This is a genomic window from Stenotrophomonas sp. ATCM1_4 (assembly GCF_004348115.1).
In the GTDB taxonomy this organism is placed as follows: Bacteria; Pseudomonadota; Gammaproteobacteria; order Xanthomonadales; family Xanthomonadaceae; genus Stenotrophomonas; species Stenotrophomonas capsici.
In genome coordinates, this window is sequence record NZ_QPFB01000001.1 from 1,947,129 (window position 1) to 1,963,468 (window position 16,340).

Annotated in this window: 17 protein-coding genes; 5 read left to right on the forward strand and 12 right to left on the reverse strand. The window is 67.1% G+C overall.

From position 1 onward, the window contains the following. Positions 1–170 precede the first annotated feature (170 nt). The 7 genes from ATCM_RS08950 to ATCM_RS08980 all read right to left on the reverse strand — a co-directional run bounded on the left by ATCM_RS08950 (position 171) and on the right by ATCM_RS08980 (position 6,552). Positions 171–1,172 (reverse strand): HlyD family secretion protein, encoded by a 1,002-nt coding sequence (locus ATCM_RS08950; RefSeq protein WP_132864191.1) that lies wholly within the window; start codon positions 1,170–1,172, stop codon positions 171–173. A gap of 10 nt (positions 1,173–1,182) precedes the next feature. Then, positions 1,183–1,380: a DUF1656 domain-containing protein gene (locus ATCM_RS08955; protein WP_132864192.1), complete on the reverse strand. Its 198-nt coding sequence runs from the start codon at positions 1,378–1,380 to the stop codon at positions 1,183–1,185. Further along, a complete protein-coding gene (locus ATCM_RS08960; protein ID WP_132864193.1) occupies positions 1,370–3,520 on the reverse strand; it encodes an FUSC family protein in 2,151 nt (716 codons plus the stop codon). The genes ATCM_RS08955 and ATCM_RS08960 overlap by 11 nt, the downstream gene beginning before the upstream one ends. 7 nt (positions 3,521–3,527) lie before the next feature. Next, positions 3,528–4,022 carry a MarR family transcriptional regulator gene (locus ATCM_RS08965; protein WP_132864194.1) on the reverse strand — a complete coding sequence of 165 codons (495 nt, stop codon included), beginning with the start codon at positions 4,020–4,022 and terminating at the stop codon, positions 3,528–3,530. A gap of 215 nt (positions 4,023–4,237) precedes the next feature. Continuing rightward, the gene (cfa, locus tag ATCM_RS08970) at positions 4,238–5,353 is read right to left on the reverse strand and encodes a cyclopropane fatty acyl phospholipid synthase (RefSeq protein WP_132864195.1); all 1,116 of its coding nucleotides are present in this window, start codon (positions 5,351–5,353) and stop codon (positions 4,238–4,240) included. A 17-nt stretch (positions 5,354–5,370) separates the two neighbouring features. Beyond that, the gene (locus ATCM_RS08975) at positions 5,371–6,201 is read right to left on the reverse strand and encodes a DUF3298 and DUF4163 domain-containing protein (protein WP_132864196.1); all 831 of its coding nucleotides are present in this window, start codon (positions 6,199–6,201) and stop codon (positions 5,371–5,373) included. A gap of 57 nt (positions 6,202–6,258) precedes the next feature. Beyond that, entirely contained in the window at positions 6,259–6,552 is a 294-nt protein-coding gene (locus ATCM_RS08980) for a GNAT family N-acetyltransferase (protein WP_132864197.1), read from the reverse strand. Positions 6,553–6,756: 204 nt separating this feature from the next. Between ATCM_RS08980 and ATCM_RS19095 the strand changes: the two genes are divergently transcribed. Then, positions 6,757–6,915 carry a hypothetical protein gene (locus tag ATCM_RS19095; protein ID WP_165931161.1) on the forward strand — a complete coding sequence of 53 codons (159 nt, stop codon included), beginning with the start codon at positions 6,757–6,759 and terminating at the stop codon, positions 6,913–6,915. 125 nt (positions 6,916–7,040) lie between these two features. Here the strand turns inward: ATCM_RS19095 and ATCM_RS08985 are convergent, their stop codons facing one another. Together ATCM_RS08985 and ATCM_RS08990 are read right to left on the reverse strand one after the other, a co-directional pair. Continuing rightward, a complete protein-coding gene (locus ATCM_RS08985) occupies positions 7,041–7,661 on the reverse strand; it encodes a rhomboid family intramembrane serine protease (protein WP_132864198.1) in 621 nt (206 codons plus the stop codon). Between the two features lie 17 nt (positions 7,662–7,678). Continuing rightward, on the reverse strand, positions 7,679–9,304 hold the full coding sequence (locus ATCM_RS08990) for an oligopeptide:H+ symporter (protein ID WP_343145202.1): 1,626 nt from the start codon (positions 9,302–9,304) through the stop codon (positions 7,679–7,681). A gap of 127 nt (positions 9,305–9,431) precedes the next feature. Between ATCM_RS08990 and ATCM_RS08995 the strand changes: the two genes are divergently transcribed. After that, positions 9,432–10,235, forward strand: coding sequence for an endonuclease/exonuclease/phosphatase family protein (locus tag ATCM_RS08995; RefSeq protein WP_132866120.1), 804 nt, complete (start codon positions 9,432–9,434; stop codon positions 10,233–10,235). Between the two features lie 86 nt (positions 10,236–10,321). Here the strand turns inward: ATCM_RS08995 and ATCM_RS09000 are convergent, their stop codons facing one another. Next, complete coding sequence (locus ATCM_RS09000; protein WP_132864200.1) at positions 10,322–10,933, reverse strand: superoxide dismutase; 612 nt, start codon at positions 10,931–10,933, stop codon at positions 10,322–10,324. A 261-nt stretch (positions 10,934–11,194) separates the two neighbouring features. Here ATCM_RS09000 and ATCM_RS09005 point away from each other — a divergent pair, with 261 nt between their 5' ends. Both ATCM_RS09005 and ATCM_RS09010 read left to right on the forward strand, forming a co-directional pair. Beyond that, a complete protein-coding gene (locus ATCM_RS09005; RefSeq protein ID WP_132864201.1) occupies positions 11,195–11,662 on the forward strand; it encodes a ribonuclease domain-containing protein in 468 nt (155 codons plus the stop codon). Further along, the gene (locus tag ATCM_RS09010; protein ID WP_132864202.1) at positions 11,659–12,093 is read left to right on the forward strand and encodes a barstar family protein; all 435 of its coding nucleotides are present in this window, start codon (positions 11,659–11,661) and stop codon (positions 12,091–12,093) included. The genes ATCM_RS09005 and ATCM_RS09010 overlap by 4 nt, the downstream gene beginning before the upstream one ends. 75 nt (positions 12,094–12,168) lie before the next feature. Here the strand turns inward: ATCM_RS09010 and ATCM_RS09015 are convergent, their stop codons facing one another. Together ATCM_RS09015 and ATCM_RS09020 are read right to left on the reverse strand one after the other, a co-directional pair. After that, positions 12,169–14,058, reverse strand: a complete 1,890-nt coding sequence (locus tag ATCM_RS09015) for an ATP-binding cassette domain-containing protein (protein ID WP_132864203.1) — start codon at positions 14,056–14,058, stop codon at positions 12,169–12,171. An 18-nt stretch (positions 14,059–14,076) separates the two neighbouring features. After that, positions 14,077–14,982, reverse strand: coding sequence for a LysR family transcriptional regulator (locus ATCM_RS09020; RefSeq protein ID WP_132864204.1), 906 nt, complete (start codon positions 14,980–14,982; stop codon positions 14,077–14,079). Between the two features lie 97 nt (positions 14,983–15,079). Between ATCM_RS09020 and ATCM_RS09025 the strand changes: the two genes are divergently transcribed. Then, entirely contained in the window at positions 15,080–16,135 is a 1,056-nt protein-coding gene (locus ATCM_RS09025) for a YeiH family protein (protein ID WP_132864205.1), read from the forward strand. Positions 16,136–16,340: the final 205 nt, after the last annotated feature.

Genomic DNA, 16,340 nt, shown 5'->3' on the forward strand with positions numbered 1-16,340 from the left:
CTGCGGGCACCTTCTCCCGCGCACGGGAGAAGGCAGCTGCTCGACTCTCCGCAAGCCGTCACGGGTACGGGTGCCGCCAAGGATCGAAGCCGATGACTCTCCCTTCTCCCGCCTGCGGGAGAAGGTGCCCGTAGGGCGGACGAGGGCCGTCGGTGCGCAACGCGGCCGCCTCAGCCCCTCGCCTCCACCACCACCGTCGCGGTCATGCCGTTGGCCAGCACGATGCCATCGTGCACCGTGCCCGCGTCCAGCCGGATCCGCACCGGGATGCGCTGTGCCAGGCGTACCCAGTTGTAGGTCGGGTTGACGTTGGCCAGCAGGTCGGTGCCGGTCGGGCTGTCTGCATCGGTGATGCCATGCGCGATGCTCTCGATGTGGCCATGCAGGGTCTGCCCGCTCATCAGCTCGATCTTCGCGCCGTCGCCGACATGCAGCTGCGAGAGCTTGGTCTCCTCGAAGTACCCGTACACCCAGAACGAATCGGTATCGATCAGCGCCAAACGCGCGGCGCCGGCACTGGCGTAGTCGCCCTGGCGGACCTCCAGGTTGGTGACGTAGCCGTCCACCGGCGCACGCACCTGGGTGCGCTCCAGGTTCAGCTCGGCGGTCGCCAGCGCGGCCTGGGCCTGCTCCACCGCCGCCAGGGCCTGCTGCTGGGCCGCACTGGCCTGCTGCCGGCTGGCCTGCGCCTGCGCGACCCCGGCACGGGCGGCCTGCGCGGCACTGCGTGCATCGCTGCGCGATTCCTCGGAGATCAGGCTGCCGGCAATGCGCTCACGACGCTGGTACTGCAGCTCGTAGCGGGCCGCGTTGACGCTCTGCTGCGCGGCACCGGCCGAAGCGGCCTGGATGCTGGCACCGGCGGCACGCGCGGCGGCCTGCGCCGCGGCCAGGTTGCCGCGCGCCTGTGCAAGCGCATTGCGGTAGCGCTCCTCGTCAATGGTGAACAGCACATCGCCGCGCTTGACCTGCTGGTTGTCCTGCACGGACACGCCGGTCACCGGCCCGGAGACGTCCGCTGCCACACGCACCACTTCCGCACGCAGGCGACCCTCGCGGGTCCACGGCGAGTACATGTAATGGCGCCACATCGCGATGGCGATCAGGGCCGCGATCACGACGACCACGGCGGTAAGGGAGAAACGAAGCAGGGATTGGGTCTTGGGAGTCATTGGGGGAATCTCAGAACAGCAACAGGCCTAGGCCACCAAACAGACAGGTGAACACCGCGATGCGGAACAACGAGGGGTGCCACACGTAGCGATACCAGCCGCGCCGCCCGGCCACTGCATCCAGCGCCCACAGCAGGGCGCAGACCACGCAGAACAACACCAGCAGGCCGGGGAACAGGCTGCCGCCGAAGGCGATTTCAATGGGCACGGGGCAGTTCCTCCAGGGTGGGGTCGGTTGCAACGATGTAGGTGGCCATCACCGAGTGGTCATCGACCATCGCCAGGCGCACCAGCCGCAGGTGTCGCAGCACCTGCCGCGCCACGCCACGCTGGCCGGCTTCTTCACGCGCGGCATCACTGGCCTGCAGCAGTTGCTGGTCGGCGCGCCACCAGGCATGGCGGGACGGCTGCTGGAAGAAGTCCGCCAGCGCCGCCACCGCCGCATCCACCTGCTTGTGCAACGGGCCGGGCAGGGGCTCGCGCGCGACGTCATGGCGCAGGTGGATCAGCGCGCGACCGGTCTCGTTGACCGCCAGCGCCCAGGCCAACAGCCGCCGCGAGTCCTCGCTGCCGGGCGTGGTGTGCACCACGATCTGATGCACCAGGTCGCTGTTCATGCTCTCGAACCGATGCCGCAGCCCGGGCAGCGGCCCTTGCGCGGCCAGGCGCACCTGCGCCCGCAGTGCCGCCATCTGTCGCCGCCGCAGCCACGACGAACCGGCCACCGAGGGCAGCAGCATGAAGCTCACCAGCGCCGCCGCCAGCGCGGTCAGTTGCGACAGGCTGTCGTTGAAGAAGTGCTGCGGGTCGAACACCATCGGGTTGGTCAACGCCAGGATACTGACGAAGCCCATCGCGTAGCCCAGGCCGAGCGCGGCCAGCTTGGGGCGGGTGGTCAGGTACGGGCCGACGATGAAGAACGGCAGGATGCCCGCCACCAGCAACGCATAGCCATCGAGCCGGGTCAGCACCTCGAACTCGCAGGCATAGCCGGCCACCAGGCCCAGCAGGTAGCCGCCGGACATCCTGACGGTCAGCCGTACGGCGTTGGGCACCGTGGCGAACAGGCCGGAGAAGATCGTCGCCAACAGCATTGCGTTGGCGCCCATCGGCCAGCCGGTCGCGATCCAGAATGCGCCCAGCAGCAGCATCGTCACCGTGGTGCGGATGAAGGCCAGCCCGGCGCCGACATGGTCATTGCCGCGCACGAAGTGCACCTGCTCCACGCCGCCGGAGGCCACCACCCGGTCCAGCAGCTGCGCACGGGCCTGCACATACGCTTCGAGCTCATGGGTGAAGCGCAGCAGCAGGCCGGTGCCCACCTCGAAGTCCTCGGCCTGGGCACGGTCAGCCAGCCCCTCGCGCAGCCGTGCGGCGCGGTCGGGCAAGGCCTGGTGCACCGCGTGGATGCGTGTGGCCAAGGCCTCCGGTGCCAGCGAAGCCGCCGACTGCAGCGCGTTGCCCAATGGCTGGTACAGGGCCACCAACGACTGCGCCGCATCGGTGTTGTCCATCCGCATCAGCCGGTTGATCAGGTGGTGCAAAGACTGGAAGCTGGTCGAGGCCGCCATGAAGCGCTGGTTGAACTGCTGGATGTGCAGGCTGCGCGCGCGCGCCTCCGGGTCTTCGAAGATCACCGAACTGCGCAGGTCTTCCAACGTCACCGCATCGCGCACCACGCGCAGGTGTGCCTGTTCCATGCGTTCACGCGGCAGCTCGCCCTGCACCGCCTCGCGCACGAACTCCAGGAAGTTGGCGTACTGCCCGCGGACCGCCGCGCGCAGGGTGTCGCGCAGGCGCACCGGCAGCACGGTGTCGCTGATCACCGCGCTGACCACCAGGCCCAGCATCACCTCGCTGATCCGGGCTACCGCCGAATCGAACACCTGGCCCGGATGGGTGGAGATCACCGGCAGGGCGATGATCGCCGCGGTATAGCCGGCCAGCACGAAGGCGTATGACTTGAAGTTGCGGTGCAGCGTCGCACCGGCGGCACAGGCACCGATCCAAAGCGCCATCACCAGCAGGAACGGTTCGCGCTGCTGGGGGAACAGCGCCACGATCGCCAACGCGGCGGCGGCGCCGACCAGCGTGCCGAGCACGCGGTAGAAGCCCTTGGCCAGCACCATGCCGCTCTGCCGGTGCATGACGATGATGGTGGTCATCATCGCCGTCCCCGGCTGCGGCAGGCCCATGCGCATGGCCAGCCAACCGGTGATGAAGAACGACAACGCCACGCGCAGCACGAACAGCCAGGCGTCGGCTTCGCCTTTCAGGAAATCACCCAGGCCCGCGTACCACGGGGCGGCCCCGGTACTCGGCGTGGCAGAGGAAGGTACGGCAGACATTGCGACCTCAGATGGCGTCGATGCCGGCAAGCATCTTTTTCAGCAGTGCTTCCAACTGGTGCTGCTCGGCCTCGTTCAACCCTTCCACCTGCTGCAGCAGCAGGCCGGACATGGCCGGCAGCATGCGCTCCACGCAGGCCACGCCTTCGTGGGTCAGGCGCAGGTCCAGCTTGCGCCGGTCCTCCGGGTGCGCAATGCGCTCCAGCAGCCCCTTGCGGCACAGCAGGTCGGTCAGGCGGGTGATGTTGGCCGACTTCTCGGTGGCCGCACCGGCCAGCTCGGACGGGCTGACCGGGCGGTCCGGCGTGCCGTACAGCATCATCAGCACGTTGTATTCGGCGTGGCAGAGGTCGAAGTCCCGCAGCACCGCGTTGGCATGGTCATGGACCGACTTGTAGATGCCCTTGACCAGCCGGACCAGCACCGCCGGTTCGCGCGGGAAACCCGGCCACCGGTTGCAGGTGGCATCGATGCGGATTTCGGTGGGGTCGAAGCTGCTCATCGCCAGGAAAGGAGTCGGGACTGGCGAATATAATACACAAATGAAATATCAATGAGTGAACGAAATATCACACCGGACAGCCAGCCTCGACCAGGAATCACCTCGAACGGCAGCAGCAGTTCCTGTTTATGGACATGAATGCACCAGGATCCTGCGCCATCCCTTGCCCCTTCCGCCGGCGCCGCCATCGGTGGTCGACAGCCAACAGCACACGCCTAGCGGACACCCACGTAGCCACCGGGCACGCCGCGCGGCGACAGCACCAGTTGCCACAACTGCGAATGCCGGGTGCGGAAGGTGGACATCGAACCGGCCAGGTAGAACCGCCACATCCGCCGGAAGCGCTCGTCGTAGCGCGGGTCCAGCACGTCCCAGGCCGCTTCCACGTTGTCGCGCCAGGCCTGCAGGGTCAGGTCGTAGTCGGTGCCGAAGTTGTGCCAGTCCTCCAGCACGAACAGCCCCTCCATCGCCGCAGTGATCTGCGCGGCCGAGGGCAGCATCGAGTTGGGGAAGATGTAGCGCGCGATCCACGGATCAGTGCGGTCGCGGCTGATGTTGGTGCCGATGCTGTGCAGCAGGAACAGGCCCTGCTCGCCGAGGCAGCGCCGGGCGGTCTCGAAGTAGGTGCGGTAGTTCTTGACCCCCACATGCTCGAACATGCCCACCGACAGGATCGCGTCGAAGGGCTCGTCCAGCGCGCGGTAGTCCTGCAGGCGGATCTCGACCGGCAGCCCGGCGCAGATCTCCCGGGCCAGCACGGCCTGCTCGTGCGAGATGGTCACCCCGATGCCCTGCACGCCATAGCGCTCGGCCGCGAACTTCAACGCCTCGCCCCAGCCACAGCCGATGTCGAGGATGCGCATGCCCGGTTGCAGCCGCAACTTGCGGCAGATCAGGTCCAGCTTGGCCTCCTGGGCCGCATCCAGCGTATCGGCGTGGCGCCAGTAGCCGCAGCTGTAGACCAGGCGCTTGCCCAGCATCGCCCGGTACAGGTCATTGCCCAGGTCGTAGTGGCGCTTGCCAACCTCGAAACTGCCCTGCCCGCTCTGCAGGTTGAACAGCTTGGCCTTGAGCGCGTCCCAGACCTCGCCGCTGCCGTGCACGCGCTCGTCCAGGCGCGCCTCCAGCAGGTGGGTCAGGAAGCCATCGAGCGAATGCGCGCGCCACCAGCCTTCCATGTAGCTCTCGCCCAGCCCGAGCGAGCCATCGGCCAACACCCGCGCGTAGAAGCGCGGGTCGAGGATGTCGATATCCTGCACACGCGTCCCACCCGGGACCACGTCCGCCTCCTGCAGCAGTGCTTCGACGCGTCGTTGCAACCCTGCATCCATCGCTGGCCCTCCACGGTTTACGGCTGTGCGAACAACTCCCGGTAATCGGCGGCCACGTACGGCAGCAGGGCGGCAGCCGGCACGTCCACTGTCTGCGTGCCATCGGAATACGGCCCCACCTGGTACGGCGCGAACACGAAGCGCAGCGCGCTGATGCGGCCGGAGGCGTCCATCACCGGCTGGAACTGGGCGAAGTTGGCCGCGTCCGGGGCGGTGCCCTCGTCGATCATCTTGGCCAGGTTGCGCACCTGGGCTTGCTGTTCCTCCGGCGACAGGTCCTCGCCCTGGGCACGAACGGTCGCCTGTTCCAGCAGCTTGTCCTCGGCGTAGTCGCTGATCGCTTTCCAGCCCTTGTCGCCGTCGATCAGGTCCTCGGCGCGCAGCAGCTTCTGCCGCTCGGGCAACCAGACAAAGCGCGCCACCAGCGGCTGGCCATGGGCCCCACCGGTGTAGCTGCTGCCGTCGGCGGACACCGCGACGACCTTGCTGGTATCGGCCAACATGTCGAAGGCCAGCGACAGCTCATAGGGCGCGGTCGGCTTGTCGTTGCCCAGTTCGCCCACGGCCTTGAGCAGTTCGGCCTTGGCATGCTCGGCGTACTGCGTCAGTTCCTGCGCCAGGCCCGGGTACTTGGCCGCGGCGGGCGGGTAGCTGATGCCGATCACATAGCTCGGCGTATTCTCGATGACGTCGCGCAGGTCGGCCGGTGCCGCACCCTGCTCGACCGGCGCAGCTGGCGCCTCCGGCGTTGCCGCTACCGGCGCCTGCGGCGCATCCTCACGCTTGCATCCTGCCAATGCCAACAGCAGCACCGCTGCTGCATACGATCCCTGTGCAAACCTGTTCATGCCCTGTGCTTCCTCGAAGAGATGGCCGCCCGATCGGGCTTGGCCGCGCAGGGCCGATTATCCCAGCAGGTCCGTGTATTCGCCATGACGTTGCATGAAAGCGGCGGCATAGGCGCAGGCTGGCACCACCCTCCAGCCTTCGGCGCGTGCATGGTCCAGCGCATGCCGGGTCAGCGCGGCGGCGATGCCACGTCCACCGATGGCCTCCGGCACGCCGGTATGGGTGATGACCATGGTGTTGCCTTCCATCACGTAGTCCAGCTCGGCCAGATGGCCGTCCACCCGGGTTTCGAAGCGACGCGCGTGCGCGTCGTGCCGGATCGAAGCGCCGTCATTCCCCGTTGCTGCCATGTGCCTGCTCCTTTTTCCAGGTACCGGGTCGCAAAGTCAACACAACGTGATGACGCAAAGGCCTCCCGCGTCCGCCGCATTGCGTCACTTTCCGACATTCGCGCCCCCGGCGCGAGCCCGGGAGCGGCCCAATCCTGCCAGAAATGCTGGCACGACTCTTGCTCTGTATCTGGTCAACGGACAGAACAGCACCAGGACAGCCCCATGTACGACAACGAACGCGCCATCCCGAGCAACGACCACGATGCCACCCTGCTGGAAGGCCTGTTCCAGCTCACGGTGACCGGCGACACCCACACCTGGGAGTTCGAGAAAATCGACAACGAGGTCTACACCCGCCTGCTGGCGACCTACGAGGCCTGAAGCGCCCGGGGCTGACGCCTGTCAGCCCGCACGACCTACCGCCGCAGCCGTGCCTGGCGTGTTCCTTCCGCCAGGCCGCAAGCCCCCGGGGCAAGGCCCCGGCACCCGGAGCCCCCTACCCTGCCTCAGCGGCCGAAGCTGGGATTCATCAGCGCCTGCAGGAAGTGCTGCAGCAGGTCCGGCGACATCAACAGCATGAACATCACGCCATAGGCCGCACCGGCCAGGTGGGCGCTGTGGTTGACGTTGTCCCCGCCCTTCTTGTCCATCCAGATGCTGTAGCTCACGTAGAACACGGCATACAGCACGGCCGGGGCCGGGATGAAGAACACGAAGATCAACGACCACGGCGACACCAGCACGAAGGCGAACAGCACCGCCGACACCGCGCCGGAGGCGCCCAGGCTCAGGTAGTTCGGGTTCTTCTGGTTCTTCAGGTAGCTGGGCAGGATCGATACCAGCAACGCCGACAGGTAGAACAGCGGGAACACCCACCACTGCCCGCTCAACCGCAGCATCAGCCCCTCGATCGCGCGACCGAAGAAGAACAGCGTGACCATGTTGAACAGCAGGTGGGTGAAATCGGCATGGATGAAGCCGTAGGTCAGCAACCGGTCGTACTGCTTGTGCCGGTCGATGGCCGGCGGCCACAGGATCAGCCGGTCCGCAAGCTTGCGGTTGTTGAACGCCATCCAGGACACCAGCACGGTGACGGCGATCAGGAACAGGGTGACGGGATAGTTCATGGGCGATCAGGCTCGGCTCAGGCTGCGCGGTAGTTGTCGACGACCTTGTACCGGCGCGCGTACCAGCCAAAGGCCAACGCTGCCAGCAGGGCGAATCCGGCGAAGAAGAACATCTGGAAGGCGGTCACGCTCAGGCCGGTGGTGGCGATGTTGGTGGTCACCGCATCATTGCGCACCGCGAAGTTGGCCAGCAGCACCCACAGGTTACCGACCGTGGTGGTCAGGTTCCAGAAACTCATCACCACGCCCTTCATCGATTGCGGGGCCTGGCTGTAGGCGAACTCCAGGCCGGTCGCCGAGACCAGCACCTCGCCGAAGGTCAGCAGCGCGTACGGCAGGATCTGCCAGACGATGGACATCGGCTCGCCGCCGTCCATCACCACCTGGATGCCACCGATCACGATCCAGGCCAGGCCACTGAAGGCGATGCCGGCGGTCATGCGGCGCAGCGCGGTTGGCTCCCAGCCCAGCTTGGCCAGCAGCGGGTACAGCACCAGGTTGTTGAACGGGATCAGGATCATCACCAGCGCCGGGTTCAACGCCTGCATCTGCGAGGCGACGAACCAGGCCGGCTTGGTCATTTCCTCGCCCTGGATCACCCAGGTCGAGGCCTTCTGGTCGAACAGCGAATGGAACGGGGTGACCAGCGCGAAGATCACCAGCACCCGCAGCACGTTGCGCACGCCATTGACCGCCTCGTCCGGATGGATGCCACGGGCACGGTCCAGCTGCAGCCACGCGCCGCCGCCGACACCGGCGATCACCAGCACCAGCGCGATGCAGGCGGCGATCACGAAGCCCAACACCGGGGTCATCGCCAGCGAGACCACCGCTGCGACCAGGCCCAGCCCGGCCAGCACCAGGCCCGGCCGGCCGTGGCCGGCCTTGCGCGCGAACAACGCGGTGCGGATCACCTTGCCGAAGGAGTTCGGGTCATCGGCCATGTCCGGCTTGACCAGCACATAGCGCTTGCGGCCCAGCCAGAACACGAAGGTGGCGATGAACATCAGCAGGCCCGGGATACCGAAGGCCACCGACGGCCCGAAGTTCTTCAGGAACAGCGGCATGCTCAGCGAGGCGAACAGCGATCCGAAGTTGATGATCCAGTAGAAGGCGTCGAACACCTTCTTGGCCAGGTGCTTGTTGCTCTGGTCGAACTGGTCGCCGACGAACGAGGCCACCAGCGGCTTGATGCCGCCCGCGCCGAAGGCGATCAGGCCCAGGCCGGCGAAGAAGCCCATGCGGCTGTCCTCGAACACCGCCAGGAACGCATGGCCCAGGCAGTAGATCAGGCTGAAGGACAGGATGGTGTTGTACTTGCCGAAGAAGCGGTCGGCGACCCAGCCACCCAGCAGCGGGAAGAAATACACGCCGATCATGAAGGTGTGCATCAGGTCCTTGGCTTCCAGCGCGCGCGCATCCGAGTCCAGGATGTGCTGCAGCAGCGTGGAGGTGATCAGGAACTGGACCAGGATGTTGCGCATCCCATAGAAACTGAACCGCTCGCAGCCCTCATTGCCGATGATGTAGGGGATCTGGCGGGGCATGCGCCCCTTGGGCGTTGCGGCGGCGGGGTGGCTGGTCGTCATCTGGAGGCGATCCGTTGATACAAAGGTTGCAAGCGTAACGCATCGTGCAGGCATCGTGACCTGCCATGTGTACCGGCAGACCGCCTGGTACCGCATGCAGAATGGTCTGCAACTACGGATATGCACGAACCCTAGACGGCATTGGGAATACGATGAGGGTTCATCCATTCGAGCCGTGGCAATGCTGCGTTGGGGCTGTTTCGGGCTGTTGGTTCTCTCGTTCTCGGCGCTGGCCCAGCCAGTGGCGCCGGTCATCAAGGTTGCCAGCGTACGGCTGCCCCCGGTCAGCGAAGGCTGGATGGGCGAGCGCGAGCGCATCGCCAGCCTGCTGGCCGAGCTGCATCCGGACGTGATCGTGGTCCAGGACGTGCAGCAGAACAGCGAGACCAGCAACCCGGCCTGCTGGCTGGGCGGCAAGCTCCGCTACAGCTGTGACTTCATCTCCGCCGACCGCCCCAGCCAGGCCCAGCGCCGCGGCAATGCGGTATTGACCCGGCTGTCCACGCTGGAGGACGGGATCACCCTGCTGCATGGCGATGGCACCCCGGCCATCGCCGGCATGCAGCGCCTGCAGTTGCAGCGCGCACGGCTGAACATCTACACCGCGCGGATGCGCCCGGCCGAGGACACGCCCATCGCGCGCGGCCACCAGGCCGCCGACCTGCGCACCTGGATGGACGCCACCGGCGAGGGCCTGCCGTCGCTGGTGGTGGGCGACTTCAGCGCGCCCACCGATGAGCTGGTACGGCAGTTGCCGGGCTTCCAGCCGGCGCGCCGCAACCCCTCTGCGCGCCGCAGCGAAGCCCGCCCCAGCGAGAACAACGAACACGGCATGGACGTGCTCTACCAGGTGCGCAGCTTCGCCGACATCAAGCAGCAGACCATCGTGCTGCCCCCCGGCGAGGCCGGGGCCGCCATGCCGATGGGCATGATGGCCACCCTGCGCATCACCCGTCCGTTCGACGCCGCCGTCGATACCCCCTGAAACGACGAAAGCCGGACCTTCCGGCCCGGCTTCCGCTGGATACTGACCGTGCCGGTGCGCCCCGAGGGCGACACCGGCGCCCGGCGTCAGGCGATGGCTTCCTGGTAACGACGCTCGACTTCGTTCCAGTCGACCACGTTGAAGAACGCGCCGATGTATTCCGGGCGACGGTTCTGGTACTTCAGGTAGTAGGCGTGTTCCCACACGTCCAGCGCCAGGATCGGCGTGTTGCCGTCCATCAGCGGGCTGTCCTGGTTGGCCGAGGACTCCACGACCACCTTCTTGTCCGGGGTCACGCTCAGCCAGGCCCAGCCGCTGCCGAAGCGGGTCAGCGCTGCCTTGGTGAAGGCTTCCTTGAACTTCTCGAAACCGCCCAGCTGGGCATCGATGGCCTTGGCCACGTCACCGACCGGCTGGCCGCCGCCGTTGGGCGACATCACGGTCCAGAACAGCGAGTGGTTGGCATGACCACCACCGTTGTTGCGGACCGGGCCCTGCAGGTTTTCCGGCAGCGACTTGGTCTTCTTGACCAGTTCCTCGACCGGCAGGTCGGCGTACTCGGTGCCTTCCAGCGCGGCGTTGACGTTGTTGATGTAGGTCTGGTGGTGCTTGCTGTGGTGGATCTCCATCGTGGCCGCGTCGATATGCGGTTCGAGGGCGTCGTAGGCGTAGGGCAGCTTGGGCAGGGTGTAGGCCATGAGGGATCTCCTTTAGATACCGGTTTTTGCGTCCGGCCGAAAAACCGGACAGTGCGGTATGAATGGTAGGGACGAACGGTCAACTTACCAAGGCCGGTGTAAAGGAAACTTTGTCCCGCCCTTGGGTCATGGATCACCTGCAAGCAACATGCGTCGCCATTGTTACCCCGGCGTGAAGTGGACCGACTGAACCTCCCGTTCAACAAACACGGCACGCTGGCGTGATAATCGTCGCCTGTTCCGCCAACGTCCTCTTTGCCCATGCGCAAGCCGTTACTGCTGGTTGTAGCCATCGTCCTTCTGATCGCAGGGCTGTGGGGAATGCGCGTGGTGCAGCAACCCGCACCGCCGCAGTTCGCGCCCTCGCTGACCCAGGAGGCGGCCGATGCGCCCGCTACCGCATCGTCTGTCCAGCGGGCCAGCGCAGCGGCGGACCCATTGCCGGCCTTCCTGCCGGCCGAAGCACGCGCCACCATCGCGCTGATCCAGCGCGGCGGCCCGTATCCGCACCGGCAGGACGGCAGCGTGTTCGGCAACCGCGAACGCCAACTGCCGCAGCGGCCGCGCGGTTACTACCGCGAGTACACCGTCGATACGCCGGGACTGGACCACCGTGGCGCCCGGCGCATCGTCACCGGCGGCACGCCGCCGGACGTCTGGTACTACACCGAAGACCATTACGAAAGCTTCCGCAGCTTCAGCGTCCCCGCCACCGGAGTACGGCCATGAGCGACAGCGGTTTTGACATGGGACTGGAAGACGTCAGCCAGGCCGGCGTCTACGGCGTCGGCGACGGCGACCTCGGCGGCCTGGCCGCGGCGGCCCGCGATGCCGGGCTGAAAGTGCTGCGGGTGGACCTGGAAGGCTGCAGCGACAAGCGCACCCTGCTGATGCGGCTGGGTACCCAGCTGGACTTCCCGCCCGGTTGGAGCCGCAACTGGGATGCCCTGTCCGACGCGCTGCGCGACTTGTCCTGGCTGCCCGCCAACGGCTACGCGGTGCTGTTCAGCGAGGCCACCGACCTGCGCCGGGACAGCCCCGAGGACTTCAACACGTTGCTGGATGTGCTCTCGGAAACGGCGATCAGCTGGGCAGAGCAGAACGTGCCGTTCTGGGCATTCTTCGAACTGCCCGACGCCGGCGTCCCTGCGGACGAATGAACCCCGGCTTCGCCGCCAAGGCGGCTCCTGCACAGTGCAGGAGCGACCTCGGTCGCGAAACCCCTGGCGCTCAGGTCACGCGTCCAGCTCTTCCCAGCGTGCGTAGGCCGCATCCAGCTCGGCCTGCACCTTGCCCAGCTTCTGCGTGTGCGCGGTGACCTCGGCGCTGGAACGGGTATAGAACGCCGGGTCGTTCATCGCGCTGGTCAGGCCTTCCACGTCCAGTTCCAACTGCTCGATCTTCGCCGGCAGCTGTTCCAGCTCACGCGCGTCCTTGAAGCTGAGCTTGCGCTTGGCCGGTGCCGCCTCGGCCGCCGGGACAGCCGGCTTGGCCGCCGGCGTGGTCGCCGAGGCCTTGGCCACCGCCATGCCACTCATGGCAGGCGCCGGGCGCTGGCGCAGCGAGTCGGTGTAGCCACCGATGTAGTCGCCCACCTTGCCCTCGCCTTCCAGCACCAGCGTGGAGGTGACCACGTTGTCCAGGAAGTCACGGTCATGGCTGACCAGCAGCAGGGTGCCGGTGTAATCACCCAGCAGCTCTTCCAGCAGCTCCAGGGTTTCCACGTCCAGGTCGTTGGTCGGTTCGTCCATCACCAGCAGGTTGGACGGCTGCGCGAACAGCTTGGCCAGCAGCAGGCGGTTGCGCTCACCGCCGGACAGGCGGGTGATCGGCGCGCGCGCACGCTCGGGGGTGAACAGGAAGTCCTGCAGGTAGGCATGCACGTGCTTGCGCTTGCCATTGAGGTCGATGAAGTCCGCGCCTTCGGCCACGTTCTCGATCGCGCTCCAATCCTCGCGCAGGGTGGCGCGGTACTGGTCGAAGTAGGCGATCTGCAGGTTGGTGCCCTGGCGCACTTCGCCGCTGTCCGGCTGCAGCTCGCCCAGCAGCAGCTTCAGCAGGGTGGTCTTGCCGCTGCCGTTGGGGCCGATCAGGCCGATGCGGTCGCCGCGCAGGATGGTGGTCGAGAAGTCCTTGATCATCACCCGCTCGCCGAAGGCGAAGGACACGTCCTTGATGTCGATGACCTTCTTGCCGGAGTTCTCCGCGCCGGCTGCTTCCAGCTTGACGTTGCCGCCCAGCTCGCGGCGCTGGCTGCGCTCGTTGCGCATGGCCTTGAGCCGGCGCACGCGCCCTTCGTCGCGGGTACGGCGGGCCTTGATGCCCTGCCGGATCCAGACCTCTTCCTGCGCCAGCAGCTTGTCGAAGCGGGCGTTCTCCTGGGCCTGCGCGTTGAGGCGTTCCTCGCGGCGGCGCTCGTAGTTCTCCCAGTCGCCCGGCCAGCTGGTGACCTGCCCGCGGTCGATCTCGACAATGCGGGTGGCCAACGCACGCAGGAAGCGGCGGTCGTGGGTGACGAACACCACGCAGCCGTTCCAGCCCTTGAGGAAGCCTTCCAGCCAGTCGATCGCCTCGATGTCCAGGTGGTTGGTCGGCTCGTCCAGCAGCAGCACGTCCGGACCGGCCACCAGCGCGCGCGCCAGCAGCACGCGGCGCTTCATGCCGCCGGACAGTCGCCCGAACTCGGCCTCGCCGTCCAGCTCCAGCTTGGTCAGGGTCTCGGCCACGCGCTGGTCCAGGGCCCAGCCGTCGGCGCCGTCGATCTTGGCCTGCACCTTGCCCATCGCATCACCATCGAACACCTCGGCGTGGCTCAGGCGGTGGAACTCGGCCAGCCAATGGCCCAGCTCGCCGAGCCCATCGGCGACCACGTCGAACACGCTGCCGGCCGCGCCGTGCGGCACTTCCTGCTCCAGGCGAGTGACGCGCACGCCCTGCTGGACGCGCACTTCACCATCGTCCGGCTTCAGTTCGCCGGCCATCAGCTTCATCAGGGTGGATTTGCCGGCGCCGTTGCGACCGATCAGGGCGATGCGCTCACCCGGCTCGATCGACAGTTCGGCTTTTTCCAGCAACAACGGGCCGCCGACGCTGTAGTCGACGTTCTGCAGAGTAATCAAAGGCATCCGCACATTGTACGGGAGTCAGCCGTCGGCGAAGACGTCGGCCGGCAACCCCAGCAGCTGGCGCAGGCTGGCCGGCACGCGTTTGCCGGGGTGACGGACCAGCCACAGGCGTCGCCGCAGCGGCGGCAACGGGCTGTCCAGCACCTGCAGCTTGCCCAGCGCGACCAGGTCGGCCACCGCATGCCGCGACAGGCAGGCCAGGCCCAGGCCGGCCACCGCCCCCTGCTTGATGGCCTCGGTACCGCCCAGTTGCAGTACTTCGGCAAACCCATGCAGGTGCGGCAACAAGGCGTGTTCGGCCGCCTCGCGGGTACCGGAACCCGGCTCACGCAGCAGCCAGCAGGCCTGCCGCAGCGCCTCCAGGCCCGCGCCGGCACGCAGCGCCGCCGCCCGGGGATGGCGCTCGCCGAAGACGATGACCAACTCGTCGTCCATCCATTCGGCCACGTCCAGCCCGGGCTCGTGGTTCGGCCCTTCGATCAGGCCGATATCCACCTCCATGCGCTGCACCGCGCTGGTGATCTCGCGGGTATTGCCGATCACCAGGTCGACATGGGCCTGGCCGTTGCTCTCCAGCAGGTCCGCTATGCGTGAAGGCATCAGGTAGTTGCCGATTGTGGTGCTCGCCCCCACCCGCCAGCGCACCGGGGCGCCCCCCGCCTGCCCGCTGCGGAAGCGCCGCTCGAGGTCCGCCATGCCCGCCAGCAGCGCCCGGGCCTCCGGAAGCAACGCGCGACCGTGCCCGTTCAGCACCAGCCGCCGCCCGATGCGGTCGAACAGGGCCAACCCGAGCAGGCTTTCCAGTTCATTCAATGCGGCGCTCACCGCCGATTGCGACAGGCCGATGGTTTCACCGGCGGCAGTGGTGGTCCCGGCCTCGGCAATGGCGGAGAAGATCTGCAGCTGGCGCAGCGAGAGATGCATAACCTACCCGTAAAACAGGTTGAATGTACGAATAGTATCTGTTTTACAGCTGATGCAGCCGAGAGCAGCATGGGCCATCTCCTGATAACCCGTCGTTATGAACACCGCTACGCGAGGGCTGGCCCAGCCCACCCCGAACCGCCTCCCCGGCCTGCTGCTGACCGCCCTGATCGCCGGCCTGTCGATCTGGCTGGGTACCCTGCCCTGGCTGCAGGCCCATGGCATCAGCGCCCTGACGTTGGCCATCGTGATCGGCATCGTCATCGGCAACACCGCTTACCCGGCGCTGGCACCCCGGGCGGCCGCAGGCGTTGGCTTCTCCAAGGCCACCCTGTTGCGCGCCGGCATCATCCTCTATGGCATGCGCCTGACCCTGCAGGACATCGGCCAGGTCGGCACCGCAGGCGTGGTCATCGACGCCCTGGTGCTGTGCTCGACCTTCGCCCTGGCCTGGTGGCTGGGCACCCGGGTGCTGGGGCTGGACCGCAATTCGGCCTTGTTGATCGGTGCCGGCAGCTCGATCTGCGGCGCGGCGGCGGTGATGGCGGCCGAACCGGTGGTCAAGGGCCGCGCCGAGCAGGTCGCCGTGGCCGTGGCCACGGTGGTGATCTTCGGCACGCTGGCGATGTTTCTGTACCCGCTGCTGTACCAGTGGGGCATCAATGCCGGCTGGATGCCGCTGGATGAAACCGCCTTCGGCGTGTTCACCGGCTCCACCGTGCATGAGGTGGCCCAGGTGGTCGCCGCCGGTCGGGCGATCAGCGAGCCGGCCGCCGACGCCGCGGTCATCACCAAGATGGTGCGGGTGATGATGCTGGCGCCATTCCTGGTCGGCCTGTCGGCGCTGCTGGCCCGCGGGCAAGCGGCCGGCGACGGCCAGCGCGCGAAGATCACCGTGCCGTGGTTCGCGTTCGGCTTCATCGCCATGGTGGCGTTCAACTCGCTGCACCTGCTCCCGGCCGGCGTGGTCAGCGCCCTGGTGGATCTGGATACCGCCCTGCTGGCGATGGCGATGGCCGCACTCGGCCTGACCACCCACGTCTCGGCCCTGCGCCAGGCCGGCACCAAGCCCATGCTGTTGGCGGTACTGCTGTTTGGCTGGCTGCTGGCAGGCGGCATGCTGATCAATCTGGGCGTCAGGGCGATGCTCTGAAGCGGCGATGCTCCCTTCCCCCGCCTGCGGGGAAGGTGCCCGTAGGGCGGATGGGGGCGCTTTGCGCTTGCAGCTTCACAGGCCACAGCCTTGCCCTTACCCCAACCCTTCTCCCGCCGGCGGGAGACGGGCTTCGCTTCGAGAGGGGCTTTGCTTCGATCTACCCTGCCTTCAAGGGCTTTGCCTCGGTCAGGGTAACGCCCTC

Excerpts from the sequence above, each read along its gene's own strand:
- cfa (WP_132864195.1), bottom strand. The coding sequence starts at position 5,353 with ATGGATGCAGGGTTGCAACGACGCGTCGAAGCACTGCTGCAGGAGGCG.
- ATCM_RS09005 (WP_132864201.1), top strand. The coding sequence starts at position 11,195 with ATGCGCAAGCCGTTACTGCTGGTTGTAGCCATCGTCCTTCTGATCGCA.
- ATCM_RS08965 (WP_132864194.1), bottom strand. The coding sequence starts at position 4,022 with ATGAGCAGCTTCGACCCCACCGAAATCCGCATCGATGCCACCTGCAAC.
- ATCM_RS09025 (WP_132864205.1), top strand. The coding sequence starts at position 15,080 with ATGAACACCGCTACGCGAGGGCTGGCCCAGCCCACCCCGAACCGCCTC.
- ATCM_RS08975 (WP_132864196.1), bottom strand. The coding sequence starts at position 6,201 with ATGAACAGGTTTGCACAGGGATCGTATGCAGCAGCGGTGCTGCTGTTG.
- ATCM_RS08995 (WP_132866120.1), top strand. The coding sequence starts at position 9,432 with ATGCTGCGTTGGGGCTGTTTCGGGCTGTTGGTTCTCTCGTTCTCGGCG.
- ATCM_RS08985 (WP_132864198.1), bottom strand. The coding sequence starts at position 7,661 with ATGAACTATCCCGTCACCCTGTTCCTGATCGCCGTCACCGTGCTGGTG.
- ATCM_RS09020 (WP_132864204.1), bottom strand. The coding sequence starts at position 14,982 with ATGCATCTCTCGCTGCGCCAGCTGCAGATCTTCTCCGCCATTGCCGAG.
- ATCM_RS09000 (WP_132864200.1), bottom strand. The coding sequence starts at position 10,933 with ATGGCCTACACCCTGCCCAAGCTGCCCTACGCCTACGACGCCCTCGAA.
- ATCM_RS19095 (WP_165931161.1), top strand. The coding sequence starts at position 6,757 with ATGTACGACAACGAACGCGCCATCCCGAGCAACGACCACGATGCCACC.
- ATCM_RS09010 (WP_132864202.1), top strand. The coding sequence starts at position 11,659 with ATGAGCGACAGCGGTTTTGACATGGGACTGGAAGACGTCAGCCAGGCC.
- ATCM_RS08990 (WP_343145202.1), bottom strand. The coding sequence starts at position 9,304 with ATGCCTGCACGATGCGTTACGCTTGCAACCTTTGTATCAACGGATCGC.
- ATCM_RS08950 (WP_132864191.1), bottom strand. The coding sequence starts at position 1,172 with ATGACTCCCAAGACCCAATCCCTGCTTCGTTTCTCCCTTACCGCCGTG.
- ATCM_RS09015 (WP_132864203.1), bottom strand. The coding sequence starts at position 14,058 with ATGCCTTTGATTACTCTGCAGAACGTCGACTACAGCGTCGGCGGCCCG.
- ATCM_RS08960 (WP_132864193.1), bottom strand. The coding sequence starts at position 3,520 with ATGTCTGCCGTACCTTCCTCTGCCACGCCGAGTACCGGGGCCGCCCCG.
- ATCM_RS08980 (WP_132864197.1), bottom strand. The coding sequence starts at position 6,552 with ATGGCAGCAACGGGGAATGACGGCGCTTCGATCCGGCACGACGCGCAC.